Annotated in this window: 13 protein-coding genes; 4 read left to right on the forward strand and 9 right to left on the reverse strand. The window is 56.4% G+C overall.

Annotation, left to right across the window (positions count from 1 at the left end):
• Positions 1–47: 47 nt before the first annotated feature.
• Positions 48–2,864 carry a DNA polymerase I gene (gene polA / locus H142_RS0110145; RefSeq protein WP_017932028.1) on the reverse strand — a complete coding sequence of 939 codons (2,817 nt, stop codon included), beginning with the start codon at positions 2,862–2,864 and terminating at the stop codon, positions 48–50.
• 129 nt (positions 2,865–2,993) lie between these two features.
• Here polA and H142_RS0110155 point away from each other — a divergent pair, with 129 nt between their 5' ends.
• The 3 genes from H142_RS0110155 (at position 2,994) to H142_RS0110165 (ending at position 6,242) form a co-directional block, all read left to right on the forward strand.
• Entirely contained in the window at positions 2,994–3,965 is a 972-nt protein-coding gene (locus tag H142_RS0110155) for an energy transducer TonB (protein WP_026147958.1), read from the forward strand.
• A gap of 74 nt (positions 3,966–4,039) precedes the next feature.
• Positions 4,040–4,918, forward strand: a complete 879-nt coding sequence (accD, locus tag H142_RS15340) for an acetyl-CoA carboxylase, carboxyltransferase subunit beta (protein WP_017932031.1) — start codon at positions 4,040–4,042, stop codon at positions 4,916–4,918.
• 1 nt (position 4,919) lies between these two features.
• On the forward strand, positions 4,920–6,242 hold the full coding sequence (locus H142_RS0110165; RefSeq protein ID WP_017932032.1) for a bifunctional folylpolyglutamate synthase/dihydrofolate synthase: 1,323 nt from the start codon (positions 4,920–4,922) through the stop codon (positions 6,240–6,242).
• A 6-nt stretch (positions 6,243–6,248) separates the two neighbouring features.
• On the opposite strand, the gene H142_RS0110170 is transcribed toward H142_RS0110165, so the two are convergent.
• The 8 genes from H142_RS0110170 to tsaE form a co-directional block, all read right to left on the reverse strand.
• On the reverse strand, positions 6,249–6,773 hold the full coding sequence (locus H142_RS0110170) for a peroxiredoxin-like family protein (RefSeq protein ID WP_017932033.1): 525 nt from the start codon (positions 6,771–6,773) through the stop codon (positions 6,249–6,251).
• Complete coding sequence (locus H142_RS0110175; RefSeq protein WP_017932034.1) at positions 6,773–7,099, reverse strand: hypothetical protein; 327 nt, start codon at positions 7,097–7,099, stop codon at positions 6,773–6,775. The genes H142_RS0110170 and H142_RS0110175 overlap by 1 nt, the downstream gene beginning before the upstream one ends.
• Before the next feature lie 118 nt (positions 7,100–7,217).
• Entirely contained in the window at positions 7,218–7,538 is a 321-nt protein-coding gene (gene trxA, locus H142_RS0110180) for a thioredoxin (protein ID WP_017932035.1), read from the reverse strand.
• Positions 7,539–7,564: 26 nt separating this feature from the next.
• Entirely contained in the window at positions 7,565–11,116 is a 3,552-nt protein-coding gene (gene addA / locus H142_RS15345) for a double-strand break repair helicase AddA (protein WP_083899010.1), read from the reverse strand.
• On the reverse strand, positions 11,046–14,138 hold the full coding sequence (addB, locus tag H142_RS0110190; protein ID WP_017932037.1) for a double-strand break repair protein AddB: 3,093 nt from the start codon (positions 14,136–14,138) through the stop codon (positions 11,046–11,048). The genes addA and addB overlap by 71 nt, the downstream gene beginning before the upstream one ends.
• The gene (locus tag H142_RS15350; RefSeq protein ID WP_017932038.1) at positions 14,131–14,916 is read right to left on the reverse strand and encodes a nucleotidyltransferase family protein; all 786 of its coding nucleotides are present in this window, start codon (positions 14,914–14,916) and stop codon (positions 14,131–14,133) included. Before H142_RS15350 ends, addB begins: the two co-directional genes overlap by 8 nt.
• Positions 14,913–15,938 carry an aminoglycoside phosphotransferase family protein gene (locus tag H142_RS15355; RefSeq protein ID WP_017932039.1) on the reverse strand — a complete coding sequence of 342 codons (1,026 nt, stop codon included), beginning with the start codon at positions 15,936–15,938 and terminating at the stop codon, positions 14,913–14,915. The genes H142_RS15350 and H142_RS15355 overlap by 4 nt, the downstream gene beginning before the upstream one ends.
• Complete coding sequence (tsaE, locus tag H142_RS15360) at positions 15,931–16,386, reverse strand: tRNA (adenosine(37)-N6)-threonylcarbamoyltransferase complex ATPase subunit type 1 TsaE (RefSeq protein ID WP_017932040.1); 456 nt, start codon at positions 16,384–16,386, stop codon at positions 15,931–15,933. Before tsaE ends, H142_RS15355 begins: the two co-directional genes overlap by 8 nt.
• 102 nt (positions 16,387–16,488) lie before the next feature.
• Between tsaE and H142_RS0110210 the strand changes: the two genes are divergently transcribed.
• Positions 16,489–16,806, forward strand: a complete 318-nt coding sequence (locus tag H142_RS0110210) for a 2Fe-2S iron-sulfur cluster-binding protein (RefSeq protein ID WP_017932041.1) — start codon at positions 16,489–16,491, stop codon at positions 16,804–16,806.
• Positions 16,807–16,829: the final 23 nt, after the last annotated feature.

The raw sequence follows: 16,829 nt of genomic DNA on the forward strand, positions 1-16,829 counted from the left end.
AGGCCGCGACCATCGGGAGCGGGTCGATTGGAGAATCCGGATTGCCATCAATGCGCGTCATTCCAGTTCTTCGCTGCCTTGGCTTCAACGACGAGCGGCACGGAGATATTGACGGCAGGCATAGCCGCATTTTCCATTGTCGTTTTAACGACTTTCATGAGTTCGTCGGCATTATTTTCAGGCACTTCGAACACCAGTTCATCATGGACCTGGAGGAGCATGCGCGCGCCGTCGATCTTTTTAATCGCGTCCGGAATACGGATCATGGCGCGGCGCATAACGTCAGCTGCGGCGCCTTGAATAGGCGCATTAATGGCCTGCCGTTCAGAGAAAGCGCGGGTCGCGCCATTGCGGTCTTTGATCCCGGGAATATGGCATTTACGGCCAAATATGGTTGAGACATAACCGAGGTTTCGCGCCTCTTCTTTGGTTTCTTCCATATAGGCTTTGATACCGGGGAATTTTTCAAAATAACTTTTGATATAATCGGCGGCTTCACCGCGTCCGATACCCAAATTATTCGCAAGCCCAAAAGCGCTGATGCCGTAAATAATGCCGAAATTAATCGCCTTGGCTTTGCGGCGTGTTTCGCTGTCCATCTCTGTGATTTTGACGCCGAACATCTCACTGGCGGTTAAGGCATGAATATCGATCCCGTCCGCAAAGGCCTGTTTCATCGTGGTTAAATCGGCAACATGGGCAAGCAGGCGCAGCTCGATCTGAGAATAGTCTGCCGCGACTAGGACATGGCCGGTCTCCGCCACAAATGCATCGCGGATTTTACGCCCATCTTCTGTGCGGATCGGAATATTTTGCAGGTTTGGGTCAGAAGAGGACAGACGTCCCGTGGTTGTTGCGGCCAAGGAAAAACTGGTATGGACGCGGCCCGTCTCAGGATTAATTTGCTGCGCCAGTGCGTCGGTATAGGTCGATTTTAATTTCGAATAATGCCGCCAATCGAGCACGGTTTTAGGTAATTCATGCTCTCCGGCCAAGTCTTCTAAAATCCCCGCGCCCGTCTGCCACGCCCCGGTTTTCGTCTTCTTGCCGCCGGTCAAACCGAGATTATCGAACAGAATTTCGCCGAGCTGTTTGGGACTGCCCAGATTAAATGGATGGCCCGCAAGCTCATGCGCGGCGTCTTCAAGCTGCGCCATTTTCTGCGCAAAATCGGACGACAAACGCGACAGCTCGGCGCGGTCGACCTTGATGCCGTGATTTTCCATCGCGGCGATCACAGGCGGCAAGGGGCGCTCCAGCGTCTCATAGACTGTGGCGACCTGCTCTTCAGCCAGACGCGGCTTTAATATATGCCACAGACGGAGCGTAATATCGGCGTCTTCGGCGGCGTAGGGCGCCGCTTTATCCAGCGCGACTTTATCAAATGTCACTTGCGATTTTCCGCTGCCGGCCACCTCTTTAAACGCAATGCACTGATGACCTAAATATTCAAATGCCATCGCGTCCATACCGTGACGGCCCCGTCCGCCATCCACCGCATAGGACATCAACATGGTGTCATCATAGGGGGCGGGATAAAGTCCATACCGCGAAAATACGCCGAGGTCATATTTGAAATTTTGCCCGACTTTTAAGACAGATGGATCTTCAAACAGCTCTGCCAGCGCTTTAAGCGCCGCGTTGAACGCCACCTGTTTTGGCGCGCCGTCACCGAGTAGATCCCCGCCCCCAATATGGGCCAGCGGAATATAACACGCCTCACCGGGCGCGATCGCGAGGCTGACACCGACAAGATTGGCCGCCGCACTGTCCAGGCTATCGGTCTCGCAATCTACGGCGACAATCCCCGCCTCGCGCGCTCGCTTAATCCAAGCCTCAAGCGCGTCCATATCCTGCACGCAGTCATAAACGCTGCGGTCAATCGGGGCATTAGGTTCAGGCGCATCTCCGGCAGTCAAGCCCGGCATATCATCGCCGCGTAGACTGTCCGTTTCGCCATAATCAAAGGCCGCGCGCACGCGGTTGGTCAGGGTTCTGAACTGCATATCTTCGAGAAAGCCAAACAGCAGGCTCGGCTCCGGATCAATTACAGCTAACTGGTTGAGCGGCACGTCGAGCGGGACGTCACGCTTTAACGTGACGAGTATTTTGGACAGGCGCGCGCCGTCGGCATGCTCCAGAAGTTTCTCACGGCGGCCTTTTTGCTTTATTTCACCCGCGCGGGCAAGAAGCGTTTCAAGATCGCCATATTCAGTTAAAAGCAGCGCCGCCGTTTTTACGCCAATGCCGGGAACGCCCGGAACATTATCAACGCTGTCTCCGGCGAGCGCCTGAATATCAATCACCATCTCCGGTCCCATGCCGAATTTTTCGACAACGCCTTCGGGGCCGATTTTCTTGTCCTTCATCGTGTCATACATGATGGTGCGGTCGGTCACGAGTTGCATCAAGTCCTTGTCAGAGGACACAATCGTGGTGCGCGCGCCTAGCTTATCGGCTTGATCCGCATAGGTCGCGATGAGGTCGTCGGCCTCAAATCCTTCCATTTCGATGGACTGCACGCCAAAGGCGCGGGTGGCGTCGCGGGTCATGGGAAATTGCGGGAGGAGGTCTTCGGGCGTTTCCGACCGGTTGGCCTTATACTGGTCGTAAATTTCATTGCGAAATGTATGACTGCTGGCATCAAAGATCACCGCAAAGTGGGTGGGACGCATATCGCCTGATTGATCGCGTAGCAGCTTGAACAGCATGTTACAAAAACCCGAGACTGCTCCAATAGGCGCGCCGTCGGATTTGCGCGTCAGCGGCGGCAAGGCATGATAGGCGCGGAAAATATAGCTGCTCCCGTCTACCAAAACGACATGGGCATTTTCATCGACGGGGGCGCTGTGCGGGGCGGCCATGAGCAATCCTTGTGCAAAAAATCTCCGGCATTTATGAGCGTTTTGCGGCGCGAATAGCAAGACCCGACATGCGCCGCCGTGTCATTCTTTTTCTTTATTTTGCCATGATTGGGTCTTAGAGATGAAGTTATGAGCAAGACCGATGAGATTAAGCCGCCGCGCGGCATGGCTGGATTTCGCAGTGACGGCTCCGTTATGCGTTACGCCTTTACGCTGGCCATCACCACGGCCATTGCTCTGGCTATCATCGCCTTCATGTATCTGCTTGAGCAACGCACGGGAGAGACCGCAACGCGTTTGGATATTCCGCAGCGCACGGCCGCGCAGGTCTATGCTGACTCCGATATCGTGCCGGTCCCTGCTCTGCGTCTGCGCGCGCTGCGTAATTTTATCCGTGCCTATCCCGGCTCGTCCGAAGCAGGGCGCGCCCAGAGCGATATTGACGCGCTGGAGCAAAATGAAGAGCAGGACTTTGCCGCGCTGACAGAGCAATATTATGATTTGCGCCTGACGCCCTTGCAAAAAGAGCAAACGCTAAGCCTGTATACCGCGCAGTGGGGTTACGATGGCCGCTACGCGCAAAAACTCGCGGCTATGCACGAAAAGCTAGGATTGATTCAGATTGAGACCCAAAACGATGAGACCGTTCAGCCACCCATTACGCCTTTGCTAAGCGGCCAAACCGATGACAGCGCGGATATGACAGCCGCCAGCCCCGCAGCGGAGAGTGCGTATCGCAGCTCCGGCAATTTGGCGGGAGGTCAGCGGCCGGGCCTGATCGTTCATAACCAGCCCCTGCGCGTACATAATGTATCAATTATTGAAGCCAAAGTACGCCGCGACGCCACGCCGCGCTATCCACGTAATGCCCAAAGCCGCGGCGTCGAAGCGGTCGTCACCATCTCAATGGATATAGACAGCGAAGGCCGCGTACAGGAGGCGCGGGTGATAAAGCCTGCATCGGGCCGTTATTCCCGTGAGTTTTCGCGCGCCGCTACAAGCGCCGCGCGGCGCATGCGGTTCCAGCCCAAACAAATTGACGGCGAGCCTGTGCCCACAATCGGTTATACCCGCACATACCGATTTAAGATCGAAGATTAGGGTCTGCATCAACGTCTCAAGATTAAGCAGTATTAATTGACCGCTCTGGCGTTTATGCGCTACAGTCTCAGGCTATGAACTGGCTATCCAAACTCACCCCGCCCGGGGTCAAAAATATCTTCTCCAAGCGTGACACACCGGATAATCTCTGGGTGAAATGTCCCAAATCCGGAGAAATGGTGTTCCATTCCGATCTCATTGAGGCGCTGCATGTGACGCCTGCGGGACACCATATGCGTATCGGGCCGGATTTGCGGTTTAGCTATACCTTTGACAGCGGCGATTTTGAACAGGTCGCCATCCCCACCGTCGCGCAGGATCCGCTCAAATTCAAAGATGACAAGAAATATACAGACCGGTTAAAAGCAGCCCGCACCAAGACCGGCGACCGTGACGCCATGTCCATTGGCGTTGGCAAGGTTGAAGGGCTGGACTGTGTCGTGCTGGTTCAAAATTTCGGCTTTATGGGTGGATCTCTGGGCATGGCCGCCGGCGAAGGCTTTATCACTGCCGCGCAAACTGCCATTGCGCGTAAAATGCCGCTGATCATATTTACCGCCGCGGGCGGCGCGCGCATGCAGGAAGGCGCGCTATCGTTGATGCAAATGCCGCGCACCACGATCGCTGTGCAGCAGCTGCGCGAAGCGGGGCTCCCTTATATTGTTGTTCTAACCGATCCGACCACAGGCGGCGTCACGGCCAGCTATGCTATGCTTGGCGACGTGCATCTCGCCGAACCTGAAGCGCTGATTTGTTTTGCCGGGCCGCGCGTGATCGAACAGACCATCCGCGAAAAACTGCCCGAAGGGTTCCAGCGCAGTGAATATTTAAAAGCCAAAGGCATGATTGATCAGGTCGTAGCGCGCGGTGAGCTGCGCGAGACATTGGGCAAGCTTCTCTCCGTGCTGATGCGCCGCCCGCGCGATCATGACGCGGTTCTAAAAATCGCCTGATATGAATGATACCGAACGCGCGCAGCGCGCTTTGGACGCGCTAACCCGCCGTCATCCGCGCAAGATTGATCTGGGTCTGGAGCGCATTGAAAACGTTTTAAAAAAGCTCGGCAATCCACAGCACAGCCTGCCGCCTTGTATCCATATTGCCGGAACAAACGGCAAAGGTAGCACGGCCGCGCTGCTGCGCGCCATGGCCGAGGCGCAAGGCCTGTCCGTTCACGTCTATACCTCTCCGCATTTGGTGAAATTTAACGAGCGTATCGTGCTGGCGGGCGCGCAAATTGATGATGGCCGTTTGGCCGAATATCTGGAGCGCGTTACGGCGGCATCTGAGGATGATCCGCTGACCTTCTTCGAGGCAACGACAGCTGCCGCCTATCTGGCCTTTCACGAAGCGCCGGCGGATCTCGCTATTATCGAAGTTGGTCTGGGCGGGCGCTATGACGCGACGAATGTGATCACGCCCGTTTTGTCACTCATCACGCCGATTGATTATGATCACGCCGAATTTCTAGGCCGCGATCTGTCCAAGATTGCACGCGAAAAAGCGGGTATTATCAAACGCCATGTTCCGGTGATGATCGGCCCGCAAAGCGCGCTGGTCTCGGCTGTTTTGCATAATGAAGCACAGAAAAACCGTGCGCCGATAACCGCCTTTGATGAGCAGTTCCGCGCCTATCCCGAACATGGTCGGTTAGTCTTTGAAGATGATGACAGTCTATTGGATTTGCCGATGCCCGCGCTCATCGGCGCTCATCAAATTCAAAATGCGGCTCTGGCTATCGCAGCAGCTCGGCATTTGAAATTAACCCCAGAGTCCATTGCCCAAGGTCTTCAGAACGTGAAGTGGCCTGCGCGGTTGCAGCCGCTAACCTCCGGCCCGCTGGCTGAACTGGCGCGCAAAGGCGGCACAGAATTGTGGCTGGACGGCGGACATAACCCCCACGCCGCGCGCGTACTGGCTGCGGCCATGGCAGATTTAGAGGCGCGCGACCCGCGTCCGCTCGTTATGATTATGGGGATACTTTCCAATAAAAATGCAGGCGGTTTTCTCGACGAATTTGAAGGGTTGGCCAGCGCACTGATCGCTGTGGACATACAGGGCCATGCAGGACTGTCACCGGACGTGCTGGCAGAGCTGGCGCGCGGACGCGGGCTGTTAGATAAAGTGGCGGACAATCTGACCGACGCCGTAAAGCGGGCGATAAATATAGGACAGGCGCTGTCACGGGAGACCCCGGACGCGCCTGTCATTGCGCCGCGTATATTAATTTGCGGCTCTTTATATCTCGCGGGGCAAGTCCTCGCGATGAAGGGCTAGACCAGCTTAAACTGTAGAAGTCCCGCGTTCCGGATAATCATTCTCGACAACAAATTTCAAACCATTATGTAATTGCTTTGTCGGGATACGGCCAAAGGGCGAGGTCTGGATATATTGGGCGTAAAGCGTACCGTCGGGGCGCACGACAAATATGCCGGGCTCGCTAAAATGATCCGGCTCGCTATCTGAAATAGCATCAGAAATAAACAGGCCAAATTCTTTGGCTGAGGTTATGTCCAGATCGTAAGCAATAGGCAGATTTTTAACCCCCCATTCTTTTTTAGCTTTTTCGGCGCGCTCTTCACTATCCATTGAAATCGCGACAACATTGAAGCCGTCAACGGCCATATCATTATATTCCGCGTCAATTTCCTTAAGCTGTTCTTGGCATTTCGGGCAATGCACGCCGCGGTAAAAGACCAATATGTGGAAATTATCAGCCTGAGCCTCTGACAGGGTAAATTCACCGCCGCCAACAAGAGGCAGGGAAATTTCGGGAACTTGGGATTTAGGGTTTAACAAATTTGACATTAGACGTTCTTTCGACTGGCGGCTTCATCAATAGGGTCAAGAACGGCGGGCGCGGCCACGCCTTCCGGGTTTTTATCAAGCAGAGACAATCCGCGCTCAACTTCGTCCAAAAGCGGGCCGAAACCGGCTTCTGTATCGGCGCTGTGGCGCGCGGTAAGGTCATGTTTTATATTCAATAATTCTTCGCGGCGGCTAGCCAGCGGGCGATCACTATAAATCATATCCTGGATCTCGGTCAAGCTAACGGGTTGGGCAATTCCGGGCGCAGCGGCATCCCCGCCCAGCGCTGTATCGACGGCCATAATATTCAAATTGTCATCTGTCATATATCCTCGCGTTTCTAGCTTAAATAATGCGGGCCTAGGGGTGTTAGTTCCGAAACAAATCAGCTGTAAAAAGCCTGCACGGCAGGCGCACAGGCTTCAATTCCTTGTGAGGCAGTATCTATGCGTGTTCTTTAACCCATTCGGATAATTTTGTTTTGGTCATAGCGCCGACTTTGGTCGCCACAACTTGGCCCTCTTTAAAAATCATCAGGGTTGGAATACCGCGCACGTGGAATTTACCGGGGGTGTCGGGGTTGTCGTCAATATTAAGCTTGGCGACCGTGATCTCATCACCCATATCTTCGGATAGTTCTTCGAGGCCGGGGCCCATTTGCTTACACGGCCCGCACCATTCAGCCCAGAAATCCAGCAAGACGGGTTTTGTCGCGTCAATAACATCGGTTTTGAAGCTGTCATCGGTAACTTTAACTGTGGCCATAGGGCTCTCCTTTAATACATCACAATTTAGGTAAGAACGCCCATGCGCGGCGTCAAGGCAGAGGCCGAGAGATTCACGCCGTCCAGCACATCACCGGGGAGTTCCATGAGCCGCGCCTGCTCCGTCCACAACAAAGCGCAGCGCACAGTCTTGCCGGGGTATATAGCCCGCGCCAGCGCGCGATACGCCGCCATTTGTGCCAGATAGACGGGCGAAACATCAGCCGGCTGCGTCGGAGCGGGGCGGTTGGATTTATAATCGACGATCCACACCTCGGCATCTGTGACCGTGATGCGGTCAACTTGGCCATTAATATAGATATCCGGGGGCAAGCCTTCAGCCTGTCCGGCAAGACTGACTTCAGCCTGACTTCCGGAGGCGAAGATAGGGGCGAAATCAGAATGCTCCAGAACAGCGAAAATCTCCTCCATCATATCCTCAATTTCCTGCGCGCTCATATCGGCCCGCGCGGTGAGGAATTGCCGCGCGACATCACGGCGTCGGGCGGAGTCGATATCGGGCAGAATTTCCAGCAATTTGTGAATGCGCCGTCCGCGTTCAAACCGGTCATGACCACCGCGCAGCGTGTCCAGCGGCGAGCGGGCAGCGGGCGGGGCGGCGTCCGCGCCCGCGAGCAAATGCGACGGGCTGACATGGCGCGGCGGCGGCGCGTCAGAAGTAGGCGCGCGCCTGGCCCAATCCGGCACGATAGATTGAACGTCGTCTTCCGAGGCCGCGCGCAGTGTTTCAATCTGTGCACCATATACCTGAACAGTACCAAATGACTCGTGTTTGTCCTCATATGTCTCATCGCCAAGCGCGTCGAAACCGCGTGACATCCAGTCATACCAGCTGCCATCTTTCGCGCTGAGCTCCTTACTGCGCGCACCTGACTCATAGCCGCAGCAGATCAGCCGCGTTTCCGCGCGCGTCATCGCCACATATAACAGCCGCAAATACTCGCCGGTCATATCGGCGTCGCGCTGGCTATAGAGCGGCTCCAAAGCGGCAGGCCGCGCATCTTTACCCGCTTTGCCGACATAGCCGATCTCCGGCAAATCCTGCGGCACAAGCGCCGCGCCGCGATCGGCGGGTAGATCATAGGTGTCCGGCAAGATCACCACCGGGCTTTCAAGTCCCTTCGCGCCGTGAACCGTCATCACCCGCACTTCATCGCCGCCGCTATCCGCCTCGCGTTTCAGCTCGCTCTGATAAGTATCAAACTCATGCAGAAATCCGTCAAGGCTGGGCGCGCCGCGGCGTTGATGTTCTAATGCGCGCGATAGAAACGCCTCGATCGGATCGCGCGCCTCCGCGCCGAGACGCGCCTCGAACCGCGCCATAACGCTCGCCCCGTCATCAAACACATGGGCTAAAACCTGCGCGTAAAACTCATAAGGCGGCAAAGCGCGCGCCTGTCTGATCCAGCCGTTTAATGTCGCGCGAATTTCCAAAATTTCCGGAAACGGCGCAGCGGTTACGGCCTCAAATAATGTACCGTCTCGGCCAATAGCCAGCGCCATAAGCCCTTCTTCGGGCAGGCCGAAAATAGGCGATCGCAGCACCTCAGCCAATGATAAATCATCGGAGGGCAGCGCCAAGAACTTGCCCAGCGAGACCAGATCCTGCACCCCGATATTATCGGGCAGTTTCAACCGGTCAGCACCCGCCACCGCAACGCCTTCTTTTTTCAGATTGCGGATAAGGGCGTGAAAAAACGGCGACCTGGAGCGAAGCAAAATCATAATATCGCCGGGCCGCATGGCGCGCGCGGATTTTGCTTTGACGTCCCAAATGCTGTGGCCGTCTTTAATCCAGCCGCTGACGGATGTGGCAATAATCTGCGCCAGCTGCTCGCGGCTGCTATTCTCAGCCATCCGGTCCAGCGGCGCGTCCCAAGCGCTCTCAATCGCCTCCGTCTCCGGCACGCGGGTCAGCGGCCACAGCTCGACACGGCCAGCATCATCTCGAATGGCTTTATGCTCGGCAATATCGCCGCCGGGCGGGTAGTCATACACCTGCTTAATCGCGCCGCTTTCATTAAAAATAGCATCGACGAAAGACAGTATTTGCTCTGCGGAGCGAAAGCTGTGCTTCAGCGCGACGGCTTCGAAACGTCGCGGATCGTCGGCGCTGCTGCTCTGGCCCTGATCTAAAAACAGTTTCGGTTCCGCGCCCTGAAACCCATAAATGGACTGCTTCTCGTCGCCCACGGCAAAGCGCGTGCGTCCGTCGCCCAGCGTTGCGCCGAACTCTTCGGACAGCGCATTGATGATCGCCCATTGATCGCCCGCCGTGTCCTGCGCCTCGTCAACCAGAACATGGTCTGCGCCTTGATCTAATTTATAGCGCACCCAGTCGCGCGACTCACTATCGACCAGCAAAGCGCGGGCTTTTTCAATCAGGTCAGAAAAATCGAGCAATCGCCGCTGCGTCTTGAGCCGCCCGTAAACCCTCGCCGCAGGAACCGCGAGGGTGAAAATCGTTTCGGTCAACTCGACAAGATCAATTTGTAAAAGCTCTTGATTGAGCGCAAAAAGCCGCGCGCCTTCATGGCCGTATTCATTGCCGCGTCTGGTGCTGCCGTAAATTGATTTCAAATCTTTACCGCCCGACAATAAGGAATCCACTACGCCTTTGGTCGTCAACATTGCTTCGTAATATTCAGTAAACACATCAAAATCGTCAGGGTTTTCCAGAAGCGGGAGAAGTTTGGCTGCCAGTTTTATATTTGTCGCTGTTTCATCAAGAAAAGGCACTGCACTTTTTAATAATGACCAGTCAGTTTGATTATGCGCTGCGCGCATGATCGTCTCCGCGCTCTCATCATCTTTAAGTCCAAAGCGTTCGCGTAATTTGATGCCCGCCATAGGCCCGTCTGCCAGTACGCGGTGAGCATTAGTGCACGCCCAATTGATCAGATCGTCTACCGCGCTTTGCGCATTTCGCAGAGCAATAGTCTTTATCGCACGGGCCAGCGCGCCATCCGGCTTATCTAATGCGCGATTAAACAGCTCTGATTTGATCTGTGCCACCATTTGCGCGCGGGTCTGATCATCAATCATGTCATAGCCGGGCGCAATTTGTGCTTCGACAGGAAAGCGGCGCAATAGACGCTCGCAAAAGGCATGAATAGTCTGAACCTTCAACCCGTCGGGGGTTTCCAGCGCTTGCGCAAATAAACGCCGCGCGCGGGCCAGAAATTCCGGACTACGCTGCGTCGGCACACCGTCCAGACTGTCCAAAGCCGCGATCAAATGCTCATTATCCATGACCGACCACGCGCCGAGCCGCTCAAACAGGCGGGTCTGCATCTCGCTCGCCGCCGCTTTGGTATAGGTTAGGCAGACAATTTTATCGGGACGCGGCGTCGCCTGCGCTAATAAAATACGGATAACCCGGTCGACCAGAACGCGGGTTTTGCCGGAGCCTGCATTGGCCGCCACGAAAACGTTTTTGTCCGGATCAGCGGCCATACGCTGCGCGGCGATGGCGGCCTTAAATGCGTCACTCATCATCGCCTCCCTCACCCGTGCTGGCCCATTCAGCGCGGCGCGCGAGATGGTCATAATCGGCATATTTATTTTCAAATTTTGGCAGGGGGTTAGACATATAGGGCATATTCGGATCGTCAAAATCGGCAATGCGTTTGCGAAGCCCCTCAGCGGCCTGCGCGATTAAGTCCGGCGTCTCACGATAGGCTTTATTGCGCCCTCCCGGCTCACCCTGCGCGGTGCGGGCAAAGGCGTTTCGCCCTGACAGCCGCACATAACCCAATTCGGAAACCTCCCTCTCCATCGTCTCCCCGAATGCGCCGGACTGCGCCATATAGCCGAGCAGAGCGAGCTGCGGCGCGATGCCGATATTGACCTCGCCAGCACCCGACGGCATGCCGGTTTTATAATCCAGTATCGATAAGCCGTCCGGCCCTGTATCAATGCGGTCAGCAATGCCGGATAGGGTGAAATCCCCCTCCGACGTTGGGATTTTAAGCGCGCCTTTTTGCTCGATCCCGACCGTGCGATAACCGTCGTCGCGGCGCCCGCGTTCCCAGTCGACAAACCAGATCGCAAGTTGCTTGAGATTGGCGCGCTCAAACGCCATCTCTTCGGGCGCAAAGCCGCCAGCAAGGAGCTCTTCCTCAAAACGCTCCGTCAGCCAAGAGACAGCTTTGTCGGGCACGGCCTTAGCGAAGTGATGAGAGAAGATTTCCACTGCGGCGTGAATAGCATTGCCATATTCGCGCGGCCCCGGCCCCTCGCCCAGCGCATCAAGAGCGTCCAGTTTCAAAATATTTGCGGCATATATTGCATAGGGATCGCGCAGCCATGTCTCGATCCGCGTCACCGATAAGCGGCGCGGACGGTCTTTGACCTTGGGGCGCGGGGCGGGCGGCTGTGCGGGCATCACGTCCGATGCATCGACATGATCCACAGCGCGCGCAATCGCCAGATAATCGGTATCGGGCGCAAGGCGCTCCAGCACTTTGTCTTCAGCAATATTACCGTCCGGCTCACTGGCATAAAGCGCGCCGCGTATCAGGGTTTTAAGCCGCCATAACCAGCGCGAGGCAACAACCGGCGCGTCATTGTCGCGCGCCGCGCGGGTCAGCGTGACGTCGGGATGGGCGGCAAGCTGGGCAAAGTCATGAGCGGATAAACCAAAGCGCCGCTCCGGCGAGGACAGGCCCAACTCCTGACGCATATGGCGCGGCAATAGCGGATCGATTTGCGGCGCGGCGGGCCAGACGCCCTCATTCAAACCACCTAATATTAATTTATCCGCGCGGATCATCCGCGCTTCCAGCGGGCCGAGAATTTGCAGGCGCGGATGGGTTCCAAAGCGCGGCCGCACCACGCGGCCCCGCATGAGATTGGTCAGCAGGCGCGTGAAGGTTTCCAAATCTCCGCCGGGCAAGCGCTGCCCATGGGAGAGCATATCCGTGCATAATTTCGCCGCCGCGTCGCCATCCTCACCGCGCCATAACATCTGCGCGCCGGTATCGGCATCGGTCGCCGCCAGCTCTGCGGCAATTTCGCAGAGCGCGCGGGCGCGTTCGCTATGGCCGCGCGGCTCATCAGCACTGGCGGAGAGCGGGTGTAGGGTAGCCTGAACGCGGGTGAGCAGATCGATATGCGCGCCCAGATCAAGCTTGCCTTTGCGCCGTGCATTGGTTTTGTCGATCTTTCGCTTTATACCCTCAAGCGATGTCGGGCAGGCCCCGCGAAAGACATGCGGCTCCATTTCGCGCCAGAGGCGCGCCGCTGCATTGGGGCGTTTGCCAAAAGCAAATTTCGGATGTTTGAACAGAGCCGCCAGCGAAACTGCGTCCCATGGGTCATGACACAGCGCCAATATGAGCGACAGGAATGACCCTGCAGACGTCTCTTCGAGCGGCTCACCCGCCGAGACATCGACCCGCACGCCCCATCGCGTCAGCCGCGCTTTGACGCGGCGGCCCAGTGACGGGTCAGGCGTTACAAGCGCCGCCGTTTTACCCGGCGTGTCGAGCACTTCGCGCATGATCAGGGCGACCACGCTGGCTTCTTCATAAGGGGTACGCGTTTCGATCAGGGAAAGCCCTTCAAGCCCTGCGTCAAAAGGATTGTCGGGCTGCGCGGAGAGAAGCGCAATACGGTCAAGCCAATCCGATGTACTGTCTGCGGGAATGAGCGCTTCGCCGATCAGTCGGCGGCGCGCAATCGGCGCCGCGCCGCTGCGGCGGCCCGGAAATTGGCGCACATCATCGCGCTCCACCCCGATCACGCCAATAGCGCGTTTGAGACTGCCCAGCGGATGGGTCTCGTCAATCTTGTCCCAGACCTCGGGCATATGTAGGTCCAGCCCCGGCAAAACGATCAGACCTTCGGGCAGGCGCGATACCACCCGCATTAAATTCGCTGTAGCGTCCAGCGTACCCGTCGAGCCCGCAATAATCACCGGATATCCCGGCGGCTCGGCCTCCCATTGTGCGGCCAGTTCACGCAGCAATGTCACCCGCCGCGCCATCGGATCCATCAGATGATTATCGGCTAAATATTCAGGCCAGAACCGCTGCACAATTTTATAAAATATCGCGGCCTGTTCAAAATGCGCCGAGGTCGTGCCAAAATAATCGTCCAGCGCATCAAGCTTGGTAACGTCCAGCTCTTCCATTGCCGCATCGTCCAGCAAGGACAGTAGCGGATCGGTCAGCGCCAAGGCGGCCGCCGCATCAGGCGCAATGTCGCGCAGCTTCGCTTCCTTGGCCAGCACCAGACGCGCCAGTTCAAAACGGCGATGCACAGGATCAATGGCAAGCGTAATCATATGGGCCAGATCGCCGGGCTCAAAGGGCGGCTCTTCGGGGTCAACATCGGCGAGCGGCCGCATCAGCGGCAATCGCGCCGCGCTGCCGCCATCAGGCGCAGTGGCAACAAAAGCCTCGCCAAGCTCGCGTACGGCGCGGCGGGTCGGCAGCAAGATCAGCGCTTTATTGAGGCGCTGCCCTAAAGCCTCACGCAGGCCGCTGGCCAGCAAAGGCAGGAATGATTCCCCGGCGGGCATATTGACGACATTAGGCGCGCCGTCCGCGCCGTCTCTGAACAAGCGCTCAGCCATTGCCATGCCCTATCGCTGTCCATGGATTGTCCGGGTCCGCTAAAATGGCCTCAGCTATATCGCGGGCTTGCGGGTCACCGACATGGAGCCAGTATCCATCCAGCTTTTCGCCCTCAAAACCATCTTTAGAAAATACATTCACACCGTAGAGTTTGCCGCGGTCTAAACTTTTATCCCAAACTTTATTGCGGGAGAATTTTTCCGCTTTAAACCCGTCAAAGACATGCGGGCGGCAAATTTGGACGCCCGCATACATTTCAGGCGCGACAGCTTGCCACCGGCGCGTCAGGCGTAAATCAAAGTCGGTATGAAAATCACCGGGACCGTTATAGCCAAAGGCATATTGACGGCGGGTCAGCATTAAAAGCTCGTCCATCTCATCCGTCCAATAAGAGATAAGCTTTTTGATAAGGTTTTCGCGCTGCACCCAAATGGCGTCAATATTACATATTAAAAACGGATCATCGCCGAGCAGTGATAAAGCGTTGACGACGCCGCCGCCTGTCTCGAGCAGAGCGTCACGCTCGTCAGAAATAATAATATCCGGCCCGTATGCATGCGACAAGACATGCTCTTCAAGCTGATCCGCATGCGCGTGAACATTGATAACAGCGCGCTTAATTCCGGCCTCGCCCAACCGGTCAAGCATGTGATCGATGAGCGGCTTTCCGCCAAGCGTGACCATGGCTTTGGAGCGCTCATCCGTTAGAGGTGCCATGCGCGTGCCCTGCCCCGCCGCCATGATCATGGCCGTTTTTATCGGGGCGGTTTTGCTCATTGGCCCGCTCCATCAAATATATCTTTAACCTTGGACAGGGCCGGATGGGCGAGATTGGCCGCGAATAAAGCTTCGACATGAGGCAGAAGGTCGAGATATCTGTCTTTGCCGTCACGTTTGGCCAGCCGCACAAATATGCCCAGAATTTTGGCATTACGCTGCGCGCCCAAAACGGCATAAGCGGTTCGAAACCCCGCCTCATCATTAATCACGGCTTTATCGCAAAACCGCGTTATCAGCGCGTCAGTGATATCAACACTGACCTTACGCCGTGCATCCTCGAGCAAAGAGACCAGATCATAGGCCGGATGGCCCATGACCGCATCTTGGAAATCAATCAGGCCAACACGAAATACGCTTTGGCGCTCGGGTAGCCAGAAGATATTTTCGGCGTGAAAATCGCGCAGAACGAGGCCATGCGGCTGACTGTTTAACACGGCAAAGGCCTGGCGCCACGCTGCCTGCATTGCGGCTTTATCCAGCGTTAGTCCTTTATGCGGCGCGTACCATTCCAGCAGTAAGTCTGTCTCAGCAAGTAACGCCGCAGGATCATAATCGCGCACCGTCCAGCTTTGCCCGAAGCTGTTTATATCTGCCGGAAATGTGCTGCGATAGAGTGCGGCGAGGCAGTCCACCGCCGCCTCATAAAGGGGTTTTTCCACCCCGGGAGTGGCGGCGAGCACTGACGCATAGAGATCATCACCCATATCTTCCAGCAGGAGGAGGCCGGAGCCGATATCCGCGCCGTAGATTTTAGGCGCAGAAAATCCGCGCATGGAGAGTTGCTGGGAAACGGCCGTGAAGGCCACCATTTTACCGTCTGATATTTTGGCGGTTTGAACATAATCCGACGGCGCGGCGTCGTTAACGGGGGCGTCCATTAAGACGGCTTTCCGGCCATCCTTATGGGTCAGGCGGCGGTAACGGCGCGCTGAAGCATCACCCGGCACAAGGGTCTGCGCGGCGGCGGCCCAGCCTTGCACGGTGAGGAAATCCGTAATCTGCACTTCACGGTCAGACATTATCAAATCTCTTTTCCCACAGCGCGTCGCCGCTCAATTTTACCATGCGGCCCGTCTCCATAAATTCAATCTCAACATGTAGCGCGCCGTCAGGCGACAAGTCCCCCAGACGCTGCGGCCATTCGATCAAAGACACACCCTCATCCAAGGCCTCCTCAATGCCCAGCTCCCAAACGTCTTCAGGATTTTCCAGACGGTACAAATCAAAATGATAGACCGGAAATTCCGGCCCCTCATAGGTTTGCAGCAATGTATAAGTCGGGCTGGGCACGTCATCAACGTCGCATAAGGCTTTGATGAGCCCGCGCGAAAGAGTGGTCTTCCCCGCGCCCAGAGCGCCGGAGAGCAGCACCACGTCACAGGCGCGGAGACGGCCGGCCAGCCGCGCGCCAAGCGCCAGCATATGAGGCGCGTCGGTAATTTCATATTGGGCAAAAGACAGTGTCATCCGGCAAATCTTTGCCGCGATAATACAGTATATGCAAGCCATTTACCTTGCATTCACGCCGCGCCCCCTTAAATAAAACCCGCATAAGCACAGGAGGCCGTATTGCCTAAAATTATCTTCACTGACACGAGCGGAACATCGCGCGAAGTCGAGGCGAAAGCCGGCCAGTCCATCATGGAAGCCGCCGTCCAAAACATGGTCCCTGAAATTGACGCGGATTGCGGCGGGGCCTGCGCCTGCGCAACATGCCATGTCTATGTCGGTGAGGCGTGGACAGCGAAGTTAAAGCCTATGGCTGACATGGAAGAATCCATGCTCGACTTTGCTGAAAATGTTCAGCCTAATTCGCGTCTCTCATGCCAGATTCTGATGAGCGATGATCTGGACGGCATTACCGTCGAGACGCCCGAGAGCCAGTAAAGCCGAAGTGTGATAGAGAGCGG

It is taken from the genome of Robiginitomaculum antarcticum DSM 21748 (genome assembly GCF_000365025.1).
In the GTDB taxonomy this organism is placed as follows: domain Bacteria; phylum Pseudomonadota; class Alphaproteobacteria; order Caulobacterales; family Maricaulaceae; genus Robiginitomaculum; species Robiginitomaculum antarcticum.

What these genes read in the sequence shown, in the direction of transcription:
- polA (WP_017932028.1), bottom strand. Translation starts at nt 2,864, where the DNA reads ATGGCCGCCCCGCACAGCGCCCCCGTCGATGAAAATGCCCATGTCGTT.
- H142_RS0110155 (WP_026147958.1), top strand. Translation starts at nt 2,994, where the DNA reads ATGAGCAAGACCGATGAGATTAAGCCGCCGCGCGGCATGGCTGGATTT.
- accD (WP_017932031.1), top strand. Translation starts at nt 4,040, where the DNA reads ATGAACTGGCTATCCAAACTCACCCCGCCCGGGGTCAAAAATATCTTC.
- H142_RS0110165 (WP_017932032.1), top strand. Translation starts at nt 4,920, where the DNA reads ATGAATGATACCGAACGCGCGCAGCGCGCTTTGGACGCGCTAACCCGC.
- H142_RS0110170 (WP_017932033.1), bottom strand. Translation starts at nt 6,773, where the DNA reads ATGTCAAATTTGTTAAACCCTAAATCCCAAGTTCCCGAAATTTCCCTG.
- H142_RS0110175 (WP_017932034.1), bottom strand. Translation starts at nt 7,099, where the DNA reads ATGACAGATGACAATTTGAATATTATGGCCGTCGATACAGCGCTGGGC.
- trxA (WP_017932035.1), bottom strand. Translation starts at nt 7,538, where the DNA reads ATGGCCACAGTTAAAGTTACCGATGACAGCTTCAAAACCGATGTTATT.
- addA (WP_083899010.1), bottom strand. Translation starts at nt 11,116, where the DNA reads ATGCCGATTATGACCATCTCGCGCGCCGCGCTGAATGGGCCAGCACGG.
- addB (WP_017932037.1), bottom strand. Translation starts at nt 14,138, where the DNA reads ATGGCTGAGCGCTTGTTCAGAGACGGCGCGGACGGCGCGCCTAATGTC.
- H142_RS15350 (WP_017932038.1), bottom strand. Translation starts at nt 14,916, where the DNA reads ATGAGCAAAACCGCCCCGATAAAAACGGCCATGATCATGGCGGCGGGG.
- H142_RS15355 (WP_017932039.1), bottom strand. Translation starts at nt 15,938, where the DNA reads ATGTCTGACCGTGAAGTGCAGATTACGGATTTCCTCACCGTGCAAGGC.
- tsaE (WP_017932040.1), bottom strand. Translation starts at nt 16,386, where the DNA reads ATGACACTGTCTTTTGCCCAATATGAAATTACCGACGCGCCTCATATG.